The organism is Pseudomonas sp. BN414 (genome assembly GCF_029871275.1).
Taxonomy (GTDB): Bacteria; Pseudomonadota; Gammaproteobacteria; order Pseudomonadales; family Pseudomonadaceae; genus Metapseudomonas; species Metapseudomonas resinovorans_C.
This window is the reverse complement of the sequence record NZ_SSOL01000073.1, coordinates 99,129-116,594: the sequence shown is the minus strand read 5'-3', so window position 1 is coordinate 116,594 and position 17,466 is coordinate 99,129. Positions and strand designations below refer to the sequence as shown.

Here is a 17,466-nt window from a genome sequence, read left to right as displayed (position 1 = left end):
TCCGGAAAGGAAGGCGGGGAAGGGCGGTCAGGATTGGGCGAGCCGCTGTTGCACCACATCGAGCAGCACCTGAGCGCCGGCCAGCAGCAGGTCGTCAGGGGTGTGCTCACGCGGGTTGTGGCTGATACCGCCGTGGCTGGGCACGAAGATCATCGCCGCCGGCGCGATGCGCGCGATCATCTGCGCATCATGGCCGGCGCCGGAGGTCATGCGCCTGTGGCTGAATCCAAGGCGTCCAGCCGAGGCTTCGATGGCGGCAGCCAGCGCCGGATTGAAGGTCACGGGCTCGAACCGCACCAATTGCTCGCTATGGACCTCGACACCTTCCTCGCCAGCCAGGCGCGCCAGCAAGGCGGCCAGCTTTTGTTCGGCCACTTGCAGCCGGCCTTCATCGGGGTGACGCAGATCCACGCTGAAGGTCGCCCTGCGCGGAATGACGTTGATCAGATTCGGCTCGAAGCGCATGCAGCCAGCCGTTGCCAGCGTCCCGTCGACTGCAATTTCGCGTAGCGCGCTGACAACGGAGCTGGCTACCCAACCTGCGTCCCGGCGCAGGTGCATGGGTGTCGTGCCCGCATGGTTGGCGCTGCCCTTGATGGTGACCTGCTGCCAGGAAATGCCCTGCAGGTTTTCGACCACCCCGATCTGGATGCCTTCGGCTTCCAGGATCGGCCCCTGTTCTATGTGCAGCTCCAAGTATTCGTGGGGTATCAGCGTGCCGGGTTCGAGATCACCGGCGTAGCCGATGCGGGCCAGTTCATCGCCCAGGCGGGTGCCGTCGGTGTCCAGGGTGTTCAGGGCAGCATCGATGTCCAGGCCGCCCGCGTGCACCAGCGAGCCCATCATGTCCGGCTGGTAACGCACGCCTTCTTCATTGGTGAAGGCGGCAACCGTGATCGGGCGGGCAGGTGACGTGCCGGCTTCGCGAAACGCCCGCACCACAGCGAGCCCCGCGAGCACGCCGTAGCAGCCATCCAGCGCACCGGCGTCGGCGACGCTGTCGATGTGTGAGCCGATCATCAATGGCGCCTGCTGATCGTCATCCGCACGCAGGGTGCCGAAAATGTTGCCGATACGGTCTACCCGCACGTCCAGGGCCAGTGCATCCATCCATTGGCGCAGTCGGTCACGGCCGGCCTTGTCGGCATCGGTCAGCGCGATGCGCGTGCGACCCTCCCAGCCGGGCTCCATGCCGATCTCGCCCAGGTCACGGATCTGCGTCAGCAAGGTTTCAGCGTCGAGCTGCAAGGGGCGTTGTTCGGGAAGAGGTCTCATCGGGCCGGCTCCGGGGAAGCAAATCAGTCAATGGCGTAATAATATTTCTCCGGCGCGTACTCTTTTCTCTGATTGCGCGCCTTATGCGCATTTCCATTCCGCGAATGCCACGCTTCGATCAATTTTCAATCGAGCCCTACCCATGACTCTGGATGTTTTCGATCTCAAGCTGCTCAAGGAAGTCCAGCAGGACGCCGGACGGTCGCAGGCGGAGCTGGGAGAGCGCGTCAACCTCTCGGCAGCGGCCGTCAACCGCCGGCTCAAGCGCCTCAACGAGGACGGCGTGATTCGCCGGACGGTCGCCCTGGTGGACCCGCAGCAACTGGGCCATCAGCTGACCGTGATTGCAGAGGTGGAGGTCGAGAGCGAGCGGCTGGACCTGCTGGACGCGATGAAACGCAGCTTCCTCGCCTGCCCGCAGGTGCAGCAGTGCTACTACGTGGCCGGCGAGTTCGACTTCGTGCTGGTGCTCGCGGTGAAGAGCATGGAGCAATACACCGACCTGACGCGGCAGCTCTTTTTCGAGAGCAACAACGTCAGGCGCTTCCGAACGCTGGTATCCATGAGCAATGTGAAGGTGGGACTGGAAGTTCCGCTCGACCTCGACGCGGATTCCTGAGCCTTGTAGGAGCTAGCTGGCTTGCTAGCGAAACGGGGTCATTCGCTGGCAAGCCAGCTCCTACGGGCGCTGAAGCTACACAGCCATTCCTGACGCGCCGTCGATATTGCCGTTCAGTCGTAAACGAAGGCAGCGATGTGCCTGGCGCTGGCCCTCGGGTACTGCAGGTGCGGCCCGTGGCCTGTGCTGGGCATCGTGACCAGATGCAGGGTCGGCAGGCTGCGACTCAGGGCATGCCAGTTCTCCACCGGGAACACGATGTCGTGGTCGCCGCCGAGATGGAGCACGGGCGTATGGGTGTTGCGCAGTGCATCCAGTGCAGGCTGCAGCGGGAACATCGGATTGCGCGGACCGTCCCCCAACTGCTGCCCGGCCCATTCGTGGGGAACTTCAGGGCAGCGACCTTCCTGACGCGCAGCGATGCGCTCGGCAGAACGCAGCGCGGCTTCGCGGCTGGCGGGCGAAGTCGGTTCGAAGAACAGGTGAACAAAATCTTCGAAGTCGTTCTCGCGACGCGCCAGTTCGTAGAACAGCGCTTCGCCGGTCTTCACCAGTTGACCGGGCGGCGTGGTGCCGAGCAGCACAAGGTGGCTGACCAGCTGCGGCGCTTGCAGCATGGCGATCTGTGCGGCGATGCCGCCGAGTGACCAACCGCCGAGTACGACCTTGCCCAGTCCTAATGCGGTGATCAGTTCGAGCGTGTCGCGTGCCAGCGATGCGGGGTCGTAGGTCGGTGTACCGCCAGACAGGCCCAGGCCGCTGTAGTCGAACACATGCACCTTGAAGCCCTGTGCCGCAAGTTCATCGAGAAAGGCCGGGTCCCAGGAATCCATGACCCCGCGGAAACGCAGGCACAGCACCATGGGCATGCCATCGCCTATCACTCGGTAGGCCAGGCGACGGCCACTGCATTCGATGAACTGGTTGGGTACCTGGCTGGCGGACAGAACATTCGGCATGGCGTCGCTCCCTCGCGGCGTTGGGCGGCAGGATGATGGTTGGCTGTACCGTCATCGCGGTCCGCAACTGCAGCGCGAAGGAGGAGGGGGCCTGGCCCCGTGCACGCGAAGCAATGATGGCATCCACGCAGGGTAGCTCAGGCAGGTGGATACTGCGGCCAAGGCACCGGCCGCCAATCGGTTTGGCGACCAGCGCTGTTTCAGTGCAGTCAGCTCCGCTGGGAGCGTTTCACCAGCACGCGGCCGTAGATGAGCCCGCTCACCCCGGCGACGACCGAAGCCATCAGCACGCCCAGCTTGGCGGCGCCCAGCAGGTCTGGCTGGTTGAAGGCGAGATTGGCGATGAAGATGGACATGGTGAAGCCGATGCCGGCCAGGCAGCCGATCAGCCCCATCCACGCCCAGGTCATGCCCGGTGGCAAGGTGCACCAGCCCATGCGTACCATCAGCCAGCTGCTGCACAGAACCCCCAGGGGCTTGCCCAGCACCAGCGCCAGCGCAACGCCCGAAAGCACTGCCAGCGACCCGCCCTGGTCAAGGTCAACACCCGCGAGGCTCACACCGGCGTTGGCGAGTGCGAATAGCGGCATGATCAGGAAAGCAACCCAGGGATGCAGGGCCATCTGCACGCGCGTCACCGGCGGCAGGAGTTCCCGTTGTGCCTGGCGAAGTTGCTTGATCGGTTCGATGAGCTCGGAGGCACCGTTGGCCGCCTGCTCGCGCTCGGCGTAGTCATTGATGGCGCGCGAGGCCAGCTGTAATGGCGGGTCCATGACCTTCACCGGGCGTACCGGCGTCATCAGGCCGAGCACCACACCTGCCAGCGTGGGGTGGGCGCCGGTCTTCAGCAGACCGAACCAGAGCAGTGCGCCGGGCAGCAGGTATGCGTAGGCCGAACCGATGCCGATACGTTGCAGGCCGAGCACCAGCAGGATGCCGGCAGCGGCGATGGCGAAGCCCAGCGGATCGAGGCCACCGGAATAGAACAGCGCGATGATCACCACGGCGACGATGTCGTCGATGATCGCCAACGCCAGCAGGAAGACGCGCACCGACGCTGGTACTGAACGGCCCACCAGCGCCAGGACGCCGACTGCGAAGGCAATGTCCGTGGCGGTCGGCACGGCCCATCCCTGGCGTAGGCCATCGGTGCTGTTGAGCGTGAGGTAGAGCAGGGCCGGTACTAGGACGCCACCGAACGCGGCCACTATGGGCAGGGCGGCAAGCTTGACGTTGGCCAGTGCGCCTTCATGGATCTCCCGGCGGATTTCCATGCCCACGACGAGGAAGAACACCGTCATCAACGCATCGTTGATCCAGAAGTGCAGTGAATTCGAGATGACGAAATCACCGATGCCGAACGACAGCGGCATGTGCCACAGGTGCTCGTAACTGCTGGCGTACGGGGAGTTGGCCCAGATCAACGCCGCCGCGGCGGCGATCAGCAGGACGATGCCGCTGACGGCTTCGATGTGAATGAATTTTTCGAACGCGGAGAATGCCTTGTCGGCAATGCGCTGCACAGCCGGCAGCGCCTTTCGGGAAGGGGCTTGGTTCATGGTCTTGATACTCAGCAGCTTGTGCGGCGGCCCGACCAACACATGAAACCTGTCTGGCGCATATGCGCTGCCAGACACCCGGCGCGTAAATTACCCTGCCTTTTTCAATTTGGCCAGCACCTGTTTCGCGGGCCATGACGTTCCGGCTATCCCGAAAGACGTGAAAACCATCGCTCAGAGCGCGAGGCTGTGGATCAGCTGCGAGGCATCTTGCGGGTCGCGTTTGCAAATGAAGCCCAGTGCCCGGGAAAGACGCTGCATACGGACATTCGCCACAGTATCGATCGAGAACATCCGCTTGAAACCGTTATCGCGAGCGGTGTCGATGAGGTGGCGCATCAGGATCTCGTCCAGGCCGAGGCCCTGCCAGGCGTCGGCGATGGTCACCGCGCACTCGCACTGGGTGGCGTCATCGGAAGCGGCGTAACGACTGATCCCGACTTCGACCGGTTTGCCGGCCCGATGCACTAATGCGACGTAAGCCATCTTGCGCCGGTAATCGACCTCCATCAGGTGGTCGAGCAGGCTGTCGCTGACTTCCTTGATCGCGCACAGGAAGCGGAAGTGGCGTGTTTGCGGGGAAAGGTCGCGGATGAACTCGGCTTCGCGCTCCCGATCTTCCGGACGCAACGGGCGGATGACGACATGGCTGCCATCCTTAAGGGTTTCGACCCAATGCTCCTCCTGGACAGGGCCGCCGACACGGGCGGCGTGAGAATGCGCGCACTGTAGCTGGGACATGGCTGCGTACTCCGTAGTGAGAACCTGTCCTTTTTTCTACGCCGAATCGGCTGCGGCGGATTGATGGAGATCAAGCGAGTCGGGATGGCGAAAAATCAACCGACGAGCTGCGCGTCCCGAGCCCTGGCGGCCGCTGTCATGGGGCAGGGGAGTTGGGCGTGCGTCGGCTCGGAAGCGAGCGAAGGAGGGAAGTCGCGCCGGATGACCGGCGCGACCCGACGCATCAGAGGATGCTGATGGGGTACTCGATGAATGCGCGGACTTCGTTGAGGTCCGGGCCTACCTGATTGTCGGCGCGGTAGATGGAGTTACGCAGCTTGAACGACAGGTCCTTGGCCGGACCGTCCTGCACCACGTACTTGAACTGGTTGAACAGCTCGCGCTCGGTACCGTCGTTCTCGCCACCGGCAACGATGTCGGTACCGCGAACATAGGCGAACTTGTAGCTCAGGCCGGGGATGCCATAGCCACCGAAGTCCAGCTCGTAACTGACCTGCCAGGACTGCTCGTCTTCCAGGTTGAAGTCCGAGTAGTAGGAGTTGGCCACATAGATGGTGCTGCCACCGTCGCCGAAGTCGTAGGCGTAGCCGGCATCGCCGGTGTTGCGCTGGTGGGCGACGATGAACGCGTGGGCGCCGATGCTGTACTTGGCGGCCAGGCTCCACAGGGTGTTCTTGTCGTCCTGACCGTCGCCACCGAAGGCCAGCGCCGCGTCGGAGCCGTCGTCGTACTTGGTGCGGTAGATGTTGAAGTCGAAGTTCAACGCCTGCTGCTCAGTGAACGGAATGTTGTAGTTCACGTTGGCGTAGTACTTCTTGAACTGGTCCTCCACGTCGGAGTGGTAGAGGCTCACGCTCAGGTCGTCGGTGACGGTGTAGCTGCCGCCGACCACGTCGATGCTCTTCAGATGGTTGGGGTCGCGCGCCGGGTCACCCATAGGGCTGTCACCGGTGAAGCGGCCGACGTTCAGTTCGAGGCCGTCGATTTCCTTGCTGGTCAGCAGGGTGCCGGTGAAGGCCTGGGGCAGCAGGCGGCTGTCGTCATAGGCCAGCACCGGCAGGGACGGGAACTGGTTGCCGTACTTGAGCACGGTGTTGGAGAAACGCAGTTTCACCGCCGCACCAGCCTCGGAAAGATCGTCCACCGGGTGGCCATCGCTGTCGGTGTCGAAGAAAGCGGCATAGTTGCGACCACGGCCGCTGTCCAGCTTCACGCCCAGCAGGCCATAGGCGTCGACGCCGAAACCGATGGTGCCCTGGGTGAAGCCCGACTCGAAGGTGCCGATGAAGCCCTGGCCCCAGGTCTTGGCGTCGTTGGTGTGGTCCTTGTAGTCACGGTTGAAGTAGGCGTTGCGCAGCAGCAAGGTTGCGCTGGCGTCTTCGACGAATCCCTTTGATTCGGATTGCTCACTGGCCACGGCGGGAACGGCGAGGGCGGTGGAAACCGCCAGCGCCAGAGCGTTCAGGGGATTGAGTTGCATCACGGATGCTCCTGATGGTCTTTGTTGGTTTTGATAAGGCAGGAATTCAAGAAGCTATCAACCACCGGAAGGCAGTGAGGCCCGCCGGTGGGCTGATAGGTAAAAATCCATTGGTTCTCGTTGTGATTGCCGGCTTTGCCGACGCGAAGCGCGCAAACAACTACCACGTGCGGAACTAATCAAAAAACTGTAATCATCAATTACACATATTGATGAGATTAATATTTATCAAATTTGCAGCTGGGTATCCTGTGCGCGAGGGAACAGGGAATAGCCGATTCTCCTCGTGAATCGACTAGGGTTCCATCAACTTACTCTCTGATTCGGCCACCTCTTCGGAGGTGGCCTTTTTTTGTTGCGCGCGGCTAATCGCTTCGGCTGCTCCATGAAGATACTTATGGATAATTGACAGATTCACTGTGGGTGCCGTAATAGACCCTTCTCGTGAAATGCATCTGCACTTTAATGTGCATGTCAATAGTTTTGGATGGCTGGCGACTAACAATTGAAAGAATCAAACCCCATAAATCCATATCAATAGTTCCTATCAACGTATTTGATTTTGGATACAGGGAGAAATGCGTACACTTGCCCTCGATGAAGACTTTAGCCAAGTGCACTTTCTGGTCTCCCCCGGGATTGCGGTTGGCTTCCTCCACTTCATCAATCCTTTGGTTTTGTTTAATGGCCGCCTTGCCCAAGGCGGCCTTTTTTTATTGCCCGCATGAACGCCGCGAACACGACTTTTCTGCCAAAGAAGGGTGAGGACGTGGCGAGCGCTCTCCACAGGGTTCGAGCCCGATTATGATGACGGCGAGACTGAACTCTTCGGGGAGCACCGAATCATGGATGCAGATACCGCCGACAATCATCTTGCCGCGCTGGCCGGCGCCATTGCCGATCCCGCGCGCTCACGCATGCTCTGCAGCCTGCTCGACGGCCATGCCCGTACGGCGACCGAGTTGGCCGCTGTCGCCGACATAGGTGCTTCCACCGCCAGCGGTCATTTCGCCCGCCTGTTGGAGCAGGGGCTGGTCGTGCTGCACGTGCAGGGCCGTCACCGCTACTACCAGTTGGCGAGCCGCCAGGTCGCGCAGACGCTGGAGAGCCTGCTGTCGCTGGCAGGCGCGCCTGCAGTGGCCTTCCGTCCCTCGACACCCTCGGTGCTGCGCCAGGCGCGCACCTGCTACGACCACTGTGCGGGTGAAGTCGCCGTGCAATTGCACGATGCGTTGCTGGCGGCGAACTGGATCGAAAGCCATGACAAGGATTACCGCATCACCGACGCCGGCAGCCAGGGGCTCGGGCAACTGGGTATCGACCTGGCCGACGTGCAACGTCAGCGCAGGCGCTTGGCCTATCCGTGCATGGACTGGAGCGAGCGCACGCCGCATGTCGGCGGTGCACTGGGTGCGGCGTTGCTGGACCTGATGCTCAAGCGCGGCTGGGTAACCCGTCACCTTGACTCCCGCGCCTTGAGCGTGACGCCAAAGGGCGCTTCCAGCCTGTCGAAAAGCTTCGGCATGGCGCTCGTCCGGCGCTGATGCCGCGGCTATCCAACTCCACGAACCATTCACCATTCCATGCAGGGGAAGTACGCCAATGTCGGTTGCCGAATTGCTGAGAAAACGCATATCTGTCCGCGCCTTCACCGCCGAGCCGGTCGAGGCGCAAACCGTGCTGGACCTGCTCGAGGACGCGCGCTGGTCCCCGTCGGGCGGCAACCTCCAGCCGTGGAAAGTCATAGCGGTCAGCGGGGAAGAAAAGCTCGCTCTGGAACGACTTGCGGTTGAAACCTTGTTGAAGAACCCACGGGGCGAGGCGGGTGATCATCCCATCTACCCGGAAGGGCTCATCGATCCGTATCGCTCACGCCGCTACAAGGTGGGCGAGGACATGTACGCGCTGCTCGGCATTCCTCGTGAAGACAAGGCTGTGCGGCTGCGCAATCTCTCGCGCAACTACCAGTTCTTCGGCGCTCCGGTCGGCATTTTCTTCGTCATCGACCGTTCCATGGGACATGGCCAGTGGGCGCATGTCGGCATGTTCATGCAGTCGTTGGCCCTGCTGGCCGAAGAACGCGGCCTGGCGACCTGCATGCAGGAAGCCTGGGGCATGGTGCGCGAGAGCCTGCACCGGCATTTCGAGCTGCCCGAACACGAACTGGTCTATTGCGGCATGGCGTTGGGTCATGCGGATCGCTCGGCACCGGTCAACAGCCTGCGCTCGGATCGCGCGCCGGTGGAAGAATTTGCCCAGCTGAGAGGTTTTGCCTGATTCGTGCTCGCTGGATCTGCCGGTCACCCGGATGAGCCATCTCTCTCATTCACTTCCTGGTCCATCGGTACCAGGGCGAGGAACGCAGGGGTGTCCACGTGGATGCTTTGTAGTTTGTCGCCCAACTGTCCGGATTCGGGATTGCGGCTGAATACGTCGACGCTGTTGTCCCCCTGATTGGCGACCAGGACGAACCGCCCACCGGGTGCGAGCACGAACTCGCGAGCCATGCGTCCCACCGGTGAGCGATCGGCGAAGGTGAGGAGGCCGTTGTCAGGGGTTACAGAAAAGACGATCAGGTGATTGTCATCGCCACGATTGAGTACCAGCAGGAAACGGCCATCCTCGGAAAGATGCAGCGTCCCGGCAGCCACCTGGCCGGAGAAGCCGGCGGGTACAAGCGGGAGCGTCTGCAATTCCGTAAGCCTGCCTCCGCTGTGCGAAAGGCTCATCACGACGCCTGAGAGCTCCAGCGTCAGATAGGCGAACCGGCCATCCTCGGAGAACACGATGTGCCGGGGGCCGCTACCGGGCGGCGCAGGGAAGTAGGGCGGGTCGGCGGGTTCCAGCGGCCGGTCCGGATTGTCTGGCCGGTAGTGGTAGGCCATGACCTTGTCCGCTCCCAGGTCCGCTGCGAACAGGTATTCCCCTGAAGGCTCCATCACTGCCGAGTGCATATGGCCGGTCGCCTGCCGGTCCCGGTTGACGCCGCTTCCGGGGTACGCCTCGCACTGCCTTACCGCGCCGAGCGCGCCACTGGAACCTGCCCGGATCACGGCCAATGAGCCGCCGGATAAAGACGCGTAATTGGCGACGAACAGATAGCGTCCATCAGGGCTGATGCTGGCGTAAGCAGGTTCGTCGCCCTGTGTTTCCCGCGAATCCACCTCATGCATTTCGCCCGTGCGGGGATTGAAACGGAAGGAACTGATCCGCCCGCCAGTGCGGTCATCCGCATCACTGGCTTCTTCATTGACGACGAAGAACAGCTGTCGATTACGGCTCAGGACGATGAAAGAAGGATTCGCGCTGCGGATCAGGCCAACGGGCCCATGAAGGCTGCCGGGTTGGGCATTGAAGCGATAGAGATAGATGCCTTCGCTGCGACCTTGGGTATAGGTTCCCACCAGCAGATGGAAGCTGGCTGTGGGGGAGGGCGTGGCACCAGCGCTCTGGTCGATGGGGGCGAGCAGCAGATCAGGCATGCCGAGGGGCCTCTTCATGGTCGCGAGCTCCGGGTGGATGTCCGGTTGACTGTTATCCGGTGGGCTGGGTTCAGGAGGACGCAAGATCTATGTCCATCGAATGGCCGTCACCGCCTCGATGAATGCCTGTCCGCAAAACGAAATCAGGGATTGTCGCTGGTTCGGTAAACGGAACTCGCAGACGAAGCGGTCAAGGATTCAAGCCAGGAGCGTCTTATTCTCTACTGCCAGTTGGCCTAGCGATTGGCACACGAGAAAGCCCGCCACGTCTTTTAGGGGAGGGGGACGTGGCGGCAGTCTTCTTTTGATTTGCTATGACGCGGCTGTGCCCAAGGGTGCTTCTCGCGGAAGCTGCACAACCTCAATCCCTCTTTGGGGACGCTTTCAGAATACTCCCGTGCACAGCCAGGCGTTAGAATGTTCCGGCCTTGCGTGCCGTGACTTGCCAAAAAAGCCGGGAATTATCGCAAGCCGTCCCAGGTCTCAGACCGACGTGTGTGCACCTTCAAGGCTGCATGGGATAACCTTGCGCCACGACTCAACCATGAAGCTGTGAACTGAATAATGGGTTTTGAACAACTAGCTGAACTACGTGACCGCCTGCGGGCTGAAGCAAAGCAAGAAAAGACTGCCAGCCCCAAGCCTCCCAAACGTAAGCCCTCTCCCCAGGCAAAGCCGCGTGAGCAGGATCCTGCAGTGGAAGCGATCTGGCGCTTGCAGAAGCACTTCCCCTTGGCGTTTCCGGTCAATCCGGCCCCCAAGGTTCCGCTGAAAGAGGGCATTTTCAAAGATGCTGAGCAGCATCTGGAATTGCTCGGAATTACCAGCGAACAGCTCAAATTGGGGATCGCTACCTGGTGTCGCGGAACCCGTTATTGGGCGAGCATGGTCGAGAATGCGGAGCGTCTTGACCTGAACGGTCAAGCTGCTGGCACGGTGACGGCAAGTCAGGCGCTGCATGCGAAGCAGCAGGCTTCGCGGCACCGCGGGCAAGAACGACGTAACCGTTCGAAGCCCAAAAAAGCTATCCAGGACCCTGCCGTCGATACCGTAGCGGAATGATTGGAAGCATCTGAGCCCGGAGTCGAGTCGCCTAAGTTAACCAGCGCCCGTAGGGGCATGTGGTGCTCTGAAGGCGATTCGACGGGCCGCTTCTTGTCGAAAACGGACGTTCAACGCAAAGAAGCAGCCGTCCCTTTGGTCGTTAGTGGATCGTAGGGAAACGCTCTTTCACCAATGCCTGAGCCTGATGGGCCATTTGGTCGAGCAGGCGGTCGCGTTTGTTCTCGGCCTCGCTCATGGCCTTCTTGCCCTGTTGCTGCACCAGGTAGGCATGAATCTGCCGTACTTCCTTGGATTGGAATATCGGAGCCAGATCCTGCACCGCCACCAGGCCGTCCGAGCGGTGATCGCGGGTGTTTAGCAGCACGTGCGGCCCTTGCGCAGCCAGTATCTGAAATCCCATCGACTCAAAGGTCGGCACCTTGTTCGCCGCGCAGGCCAGTTCAGCGTGGGGCCGATGCTTGACCATCTGCTGCAACAATGCCCGGGCAATACCGCGTCGGCGGTGGCTGGCCTTGACGGCCATATAGGCTAGGGTGCAGGCCTCGGCATCATCCGGGCTCGGCAGGTACAGGGCAAAACCCAGCACCTGGGAGGGATCTTCATCATCCAGGGCCAGGATCAACCGCGCGGTACTCTCCGAGGCGTTGTTCATGGCTTGCAGATACAGGTGCACCTCGTAGCCAATCACGTACTGATACAGCTGATAGAGCGGATTGCTGGGCGTCAGCGGAACCGGGCTGATGTCGCTGAAGTAATCCACCACCATTTGTAGAACCTGACTCTTCAGGGATTCGGGCGGCGATGTATCCAAGTTTACAAGGGTGAACATCTGAAACTGGCTCCGGGCGTGCCCGATTCGAGGAATCGGCGCGGGCGCCATTGTAACGCCCGAGAGCATCGCGCGTTCTCAGGAGAGCGAGGGCCGCTGAAATGTCTAGCGGCAAGGGTCCAGGGAGGGATCGATTCGCAGGATCAAAGATTTGAAGGGTGTCGATTTACTGAGATCGACACCAGTTCAGCCGCGGAGTCGGCGCGGGCCTTGACCCTAGCGCAGCAGCTGACTCCACCGGTGCGCACCCGGCACGGTAGCGCCAAGCCCGCCAAGTCAACGAAACGCCCGACAAAGTCGGAGAGCAGGGGTGCTCGGGAGCTGTTTGTCGACCGGATGTGGATGGGGTGAGCGCGGCAATGTTGGTGGGCGGATTCAAGGTGTGAACTGGAGGCGAAGCGGGGCGACCAATTTCTTCTCGTTTCTGAATGTCCGCATGTGGCCGGTGGCTAGCGTTCACCATGGGCCGCGTCCGGCCTATGGCAGGCATCGGTTTACGTCTATCCAGCTCGGGAGAGTCCACTCAGAGCATTCGCGTCGAGGCCGACGCTACTCCTGCCATTGAACAAGAGTGGCCGAGACAACCAGAGTCAGACTACGCGAGAGCTGGACAACCGAGCGAGGAGGGGGCGCGGTGGCAACTGAATAGAGATCATCCCGCGCGGTTTATGGCGAATTCAAAGCAACTGATTGGGCGCTACTGGGAACGAGTCGAGAACTGATCGTTACTGCCAATAGCCGCTTCGATGCTTACGGCAGTACGTTGAAGTGCCGGCAGAAAGCGTTGGACCGCTTGTGCAATGGTCATTGCCTTCGCCACATAGACCACGTTCAAGCAGCCCAGGACCTGCTCCTTATGGCGTACAGGAATGGCGATGGCGGCGATCTTCTCCTCTCGATTCCAGTTCATGAAGTTCTCCGCATATCCATTGTGACGAATCTTTCTCAGTAGATTGTCCAGTGCCACGGGCTCGCGTGCCAGGCGGGTCTCCTCGTCATTGCGACTGGCCAGCAGCGCGATGATTTGTTCGCGTTCCACTTCCGGACAGAATGCCAAGTAAGCCAATCCCGTAGCGGTAAGCAGCAATGGCAAGCGGCGGCCCACCATGTTCCGGTGGAATGACAGCCGACTGAAGCGGTGAGTGGTTTCCCGGACGACCATGGCATCCACATCGAGGGAACAGAGGTCGGTGGGCCAGACGACTTCCTGCAGCAGCTCGGCGAGCAGCGGTGCGGCGATGGCCGAAATCCACTGCTCGTCGCGGAAGCCCTCGCTCAGCTCGCGCACTTTCAGGCAGAGCCGATAGCTGTCGTCGGATTCGCTACGGCGTACATAACCTTCGTCCTGCAGGGTTTCCAGCAGCCGACGCACTGTGGTCCGGTGCAAGCCGGTGAGCTCCGACAGACGCCCCGTACTGGCGCCACCGTCCAGCCGGTTGAGGGTGTTGAGCAAGGCCAATCCGCGTGTCAGGCCGCGTACCGTCTTGTAGTCAGAGCCCTGATCGCTTGCCATGAACTCACCATAAATTCGTTTTAAATCAACGATGTGCACTAGGTGCGCATCAAGGCGGTTTTTCATTGTAGGACAAGTAAGGCGATTCCTATACTCGCCGCAACAACTAAAAACCCTGACCCAAGCGGGGACGAATCATGAAACCAGCGCACCTGACTGCCTTGCCTGCCCAGCCGCTCCGCGGACGTTTCGCCGTTCCCTGCGAGACGGCTCCTGCTGTCGAGTCTGCCTGCGACTTTCATCGCGTTCCGAGTTCTCCTGATCTGCTCGTCGGTGTCCGACGAAGACACCCGTCAGCCATCCCGGTCTGACGCCCGACACCTCAAGCACTCCTGATTTTTCTTTCCCGCGGCCTCCTGCCAGGCCGTGGGCTGGGACCGGCTTGCCCGCTTTCCGGGATGCCGGGCTTCGCAACTCTGATCCACGCGGTGAGAACCATGAAAACAATGAACGCCAATCGACCCGACAACGCTCAACCTGCCGAGCATCACGCCGACGTGGTGGTGGTGGGCGCGGGCCCCGTGGGATTGACCATTGCCAACTACCTGGGCCAGGCCGGCGTCGAGGTCCTGGTGATCGAGAAGCTCGACAAGCTGATCGACTACCCGCGTGCCATCGGTATCGATGACGAATCCCTGCGCACTGTCCAGGCCATCGGCCTGGTGGACAAGGTCCTGCCGCACACCACGCCATGGCACGCGATGCGTTTCCTTACACCCAAGGGCCGCTGCTTCGCCGATATTCAGCCGATGACCGACGAGTTCGGCTGGTCCCGCCGCAACGCCTTCATCCAGCCTCAGGTCGATGCGGTGCTGCACCAGGGCCTGTCGCGCTTTTCCAACGTGAAGGTGCTGTTCTCCCGCGACCTGGTCGGCTTCAGCCAGGACGCCGATGGCGTCGGCGTCGAGATTGACGGACCGCAGGGCCGCGAGAGTGTGCGTGCCGGCTACCTGGTGGCGTGCGACGGCGGCAACAGCCACGTGCGCCGCACCCTTGGCGTTTCCTTCGAAGGCAAGACCGCGCCCAACCAGTGGATCGTCATCGACATCGCCAACGACCCGCTGGCCACCCCCAACGTCTACCTCTGTTGCGACCCGGTGCGTCCTTACGTTTCGGCGGCGTTGCCCCATGGCGTGCGCCGTTTCGAATTCATGGTGATGCCGGGTGAGACCGAAGAGGAGCTGGGCAAGCCGGAGAACATGCGCAAGCTGCTGGCCAAGGTGCTGCCGGACCCGGACCGCGTCGAGCTGATCCGCAAGCGCGTCTATACCCACAACGCCCGCCTGGCGGGCGAGTTCCGCGTCAAACGTATTGTCCTCGCCGGGGATGCTGCGCACATCATGCCGGTGTGGCAGGGGCAGGGTTACAACAGCGGCATGCGTGACGCCTGCAACCTGGCTTGGAAGCTAGCCCTGGTGGTCAAGGGCCTGGCGAGTGAGGAACTGCTGGACAGCTACCAGCAGGAGCGCCGCGACCACGCCAAGGCGATGATCGATCTGTCGGTACTGGCCGGGCACGTCCTGGCGCCGCCAAAGCGCTGGCAGGGTACGTTGCGTGACGGCATTTCCTGGCTGCTGAACTACCTGCCGCCGATCAAGCGTTACTTCCTGGAAATGCGCTTCAAGCCGATGCCGCAGTACCACCAGGGCGCGCTGGTGGCTGCAGGTTCCGAGGTGAAGGACTCCCCTGTGGGGCGGATGTTCATCCAACCCCGCGTAGTGACTGACAGCGGCGAAGAGAAGCTGCTGGACGACGTGATCGGCAGCCACTTCGCGATCATTGCCTGGGGCGTGGACCCGACCTGGGGCCTGTCTGCCGAGCAGGTTGCGTTCTGGCGAAATCTCGGCACTCGCTTCATCCAGGTGCTCCCGGAAACCCAGCTCAAGGCAGATCGCGAGTTGGCGGAAGGGGTGATCCGCGTTGGCGATCGCACGGGCCGCCTGAAGACCTGGTTCGGCCGCTACCCGGCTTCCATCGTGATCCTGCGCCCGGACCGCTTCGTCGCCGGCCTGGCCATTCCGCAGACCGTCGGCCGCACCTGCGACGCCCTGTCCCGCGCGCTCTCGGCACTGCCCCAGATCAGCCAGCAGCCGCTGGCCAGCAAGGTGGCCTGAGATGAGTGCCCTGGTGCAATGCCTGTCCCACACGCCGCTGCTGGGCCATGTCGACCCGACGCCGGAGGTACTCGCCGAAGTCGATGCCGTCGTGGCCGAAGCCCGTGCCCGCATCGCTGAGTTCGGCCCGGAGTTGGTGGTGCTGTTCGCCCCGGACCACTACAACGGCTTCTTCTACGACGTGATGCCGTCCTTCTGCATCGGCATGGCCGCCGAGGCCATCGGCGACTTCGGCACTGCCGCAGGCACCCTGAGCGTGCCGAAGGACATCGCCGAGGCCTGCGCCGACGCAGTGCTGGAGGCCGGCGTGGACGCCGCGGTGTCCTACCGCATGCAGGTGGACCACGGCTTTGCACAACCGCTGGAGCTGCTGCTCGGCGGACTCGATCGTTGCCCGGTGATCCCAGTCTTCGTCAACTCGGTCGCCATCCCGCTGCCGAGTTTCCAGCGTGCCCGCCTGCTCGGCGAAGCTATTGGGCGGTTCGCCCGGACGCTGGACAAAAAGGTCCTGTTCCTCGGTTCCGGTGGGCTGTCGCACCAGCCGCCGGTGCCGGAATTGGCCAAAGTCGACGCCCGCATGGCCGACCGGCTGATGGGCAGCGGTCGAAACCTGCCGGCCGATGAGCGAGAAGCCCGGCAACAGCGGGTGATCACCGCTGCCGAGCGCTTCGTGGAAGATCAGAACAGCCTGCACCCACTGAACCCCGTCTGGGACCAGCAGTTCCTCGACACCCTCGCCGACGCCCGGCTGCCTGAACTGGATGGTCTGGGCAACGCCGAACTCTCGACTATCGCCGGCAAGTCCACCCACGAGGTGAAAACCTGGGTGGCCGCCTTCGCCGCACTGTCCGCCTTCGGCCCTTATCAGGCCGAAGGCCATTACTACCGCCCAATCCCTGAATGGATCGCCGGCTTCGGCGCCCTTGGCGCCCGCCCGTTGGCGCGTTCCTGAACTCTTCCGGAGAATCCGACATGACTGCCATTACCGAATCATCCACCAGCCAGTTCATCCGCATCCAGGAAGGTGAACTGGAGCTGAACATCCACTACAACGACTGCGGCCAGGGCGGCGAAACCGTGGTCATGCTCCACGGCTCTGGCCCCGGTGCCAGCGGCTGGGCAAACTTCAATCGCAACATCGAGCCACTGGTGGACGCCGGTTTCCGCGTGATCCTGCTGGATTGCCCGGGCTGGAGCAAAAGCGATTCCATCGTGTGCACTGGCTCTCGCTCGGACCTCAACGCGCGCATCCTCAAGGGCCTGGTGGATCAGCTCGACCTGGACCGGGTGCATATCCTCGGCAACTCCATGGGCGGTCACAGCGCCGTGGCGTTCGCCCTGAACTGGCCGGAGCGGGTTGGCAAGTTGGTACTCATGGGCGGCGGCACCGGTGGCGCCAGCCCCTTCATGCCGATGCCCACCGAGGGCATCAAGCTGCTCCAAGGCCTGTACCGCGAGCCGACCATAGACAACCTGAAGAAGATGATGAACGTCTTCGTCTATGACCCCAGCGACCTGACCGAGGCGCTGTTCCAGACCCGTCTGGACAACATGCTGTCGCGCCGCGACCACCTGGAAAACTTCGTCGCCAGCCTCAAGGCCAATCCCAAGCAGTTCCCCGATTTCGGCCCGCGCCTGGCGGAGATCAAGGCCGAAACCCTGGTGATCTGGGGCCGCAACGACCGTTTCGTGCCCATGGACACCGGCCTGCGCCTGGTAGCCGGCATCCCCAACTCCGAACTCCACGTGTTCAACAACTGCGGCCACTGGGCCCAGTGGGAGCACGCGGACAAGTTCAACCGCATGGTGCTGGACTTCCTCACCCACTGA

The 17,466-nt window shown here is 62.0% G+C and carries 16 protein-coding genes; 8 read left to right on the top strand and 8 right to left on the bottom strand.

Features of this window, described 5'->3' with window-relative positions; translation table 11 throughout:
- Positions 1-27: 27 nt before the first annotated feature.
- A complete protein-coding gene (locus tag E8E95_RS20525) occupies positions 28-1,275 on the bottom strand; it encodes a Zn-dependent hydrolase (RefSeq protein ID WP_280353456.1) in 1,248 nt (415 codons plus the stop codon).
- Between the two features lie 142 nt (positions 1,276-1,417).
- Between E8E95_RS20525 and E8E95_RS20520 the strand changes: the two genes are divergently transcribed.
- Complete coding sequence (locus E8E95_RS20520) at positions 1,418-1,894, top strand: Lrp/AsnC family transcriptional regulator (RefSeq protein ID WP_280353453.1); 477 nt, start codon at positions 1,418-1,420, stop codon at positions 1,892-1,894.
- Positions 1,895-2,007: 113 nt separating this feature from the next.
- On the opposite strand, the gene E8E95_RS20515 is transcribed toward E8E95_RS20520, so the two are convergent.
- The 4 genes from E8E95_RS20515 to E8E95_RS20500 form a co-directional block, all read right to left on the bottom strand.
- On the bottom strand, positions 2,008-2,853 hold the full coding sequence (locus tag E8E95_RS20515; protein WP_280353450.1) for an alpha/beta hydrolase: 846 nt from the start codon (positions 2,851-2,853) through the stop codon (positions 2,008-2,010).
- A 209-nt stretch (positions 2,854-3,062) separates the two neighbouring features.
- Positions 3,063-4,412, bottom strand: coding sequence for a Na+/H+ antiporter NhaA (gene nhaA / locus E8E95_RS20510; protein ID WP_280353448.1), 1,350 nt, complete (start codon positions 4,410-4,412; stop codon positions 3,063-3,065).
- Positions 4,413-4,586: 174 nt separating this feature from the next.
- Complete coding sequence (locus E8E95_RS20505) at positions 4,587-5,153, bottom strand: GNAT family N-acetyltransferase (protein WP_280353445.1); 567 nt, start codon at positions 5,151-5,153, stop codon at positions 4,587-4,589.
- Between the two features lie 223 nt (positions 5,154-5,376).
- Complete coding sequence (locus E8E95_RS20500; RefSeq protein ID WP_280353442.1) at positions 5,377-6,633, bottom strand: OprD family porin; 1,257 nt, start codon at positions 6,631-6,633, stop codon at positions 5,377-5,379.
- 578 nt (positions 6,634-7,211) lie between these two features.
- Between E8E95_RS20500 and E8E95_RS20495 the strand changes: the two genes are divergently transcribed.
- The 3 genes from E8E95_RS20495 (at position 7,212) to E8E95_RS20485 (ending at position 8,910) form a co-directional block, all read left to right on the top strand.
- On the top strand, positions 7,212-7,361 hold the full coding sequence (locus E8E95_RS20495) for a hypothetical protein (RefSeq protein WP_280353440.1): 150 nt from the start codon (positions 7,212-7,214) through the stop codon (positions 7,359-7,361).
- A gap of 117 nt (positions 7,362-7,478) precedes the next feature.
- Entirely contained in the window at positions 7,479-8,177 is a 699-nt protein-coding gene (locus E8E95_RS20490) for a winged helix-turn-helix domain-containing protein (protein ID WP_179058799.1), read from the top strand.
- 58 nt (positions 8,178-8,235) lie between these two features.
- Complete coding sequence (locus E8E95_RS20485; protein ID WP_280353436.1) at positions 8,236-8,910, top strand: nitroreductase; 675 nt, start codon at positions 8,236-8,238, stop codon at positions 8,908-8,910.
- A gap of 23 nt (positions 8,911-8,933) precedes the next feature.
- Here the strand turns inward: E8E95_RS20485 and E8E95_RS20480 are convergent, their stop codons facing one another.
- Positions 8,934-10,115: a lactonase family protein gene (locus E8E95_RS20480; protein WP_280353433.1), complete on the bottom strand. Its 1,182-nt coding sequence runs from the start codon at positions 10,113-10,115 to the stop codon at positions 8,934-8,936.
- A 564-nt stretch (positions 10,116-10,679) separates the two neighbouring features.
- Here E8E95_RS20480 and E8E95_RS20475 point away from each other — a divergent pair.
- Complete coding sequence (locus E8E95_RS20475; RefSeq protein ID WP_280353430.1) at positions 10,680-11,177, top strand: ProQ/FinO family protein; 498 nt, start codon at positions 10,680-10,682, stop codon at positions 11,175-11,177.
- A gap of 142 nt (positions 11,178-11,319) precedes the next feature.
- On the opposite strand, the gene E8E95_RS20470 is transcribed toward E8E95_RS20475, so the two are convergent.
- Positions 11,320-12,009, bottom strand: a complete 690-nt coding sequence (locus tag E8E95_RS20470) for a GNAT family N-acetyltransferase (protein WP_280353428.1) — start codon at positions 12,007-12,009, stop codon at positions 11,320-11,322.
- A gap of 697 nt (positions 12,010-12,706) precedes the next feature.
- Positions 12,707-13,522, bottom strand: coding sequence for a DNA-binding transcriptional regulator (locus tag E8E95_RS20465; RefSeq protein WP_280353426.1), 816 nt, complete (start codon positions 13,520-13,522; stop codon positions 12,707-12,709).
- A gap of 332 nt (positions 13,523-13,854) precedes the next feature.
- Here E8E95_RS20465 and E8E95_RS20460 point away from each other — a divergent pair, with 332 nt between their 5' ends.
- From E8E95_RS20460 to E8E95_RS20450, 3 genes are read left to right on the top strand one after another with little or no spacing between them, the layout of a single operon-like run.
- Complete coding sequence (locus tag E8E95_RS20460; RefSeq protein ID WP_348532586.1) at positions 13,855-15,636, top strand: bifunctional 3-(3-hydroxy-phenyl)propionate/3-hydroxycinnamic acid hydroxylase; 1,782 nt, start codon at positions 13,855-13,857, stop codon at positions 15,634-15,636.
- A gap of 1 nt (position 15,637) precedes the next feature.
- Positions 15,638-16,588, top strand: coding sequence for a 3-carboxyethylcatechol 2,3-dioxygenase (mhpB, locus tag E8E95_RS20455; RefSeq protein WP_280353424.1), 951 nt, complete (start codon positions 15,638-15,640; stop codon positions 16,586-16,588).
- A 20-nt stretch (positions 16,589-16,608) separates the two neighbouring features.
- Complete coding sequence (locus tag E8E95_RS20450) at positions 16,609-17,466, top strand: alpha/beta fold hydrolase (protein ID WP_280353421.1); 858 nt, start codon at positions 16,609-16,611, stop codon at positions 17,464-17,466.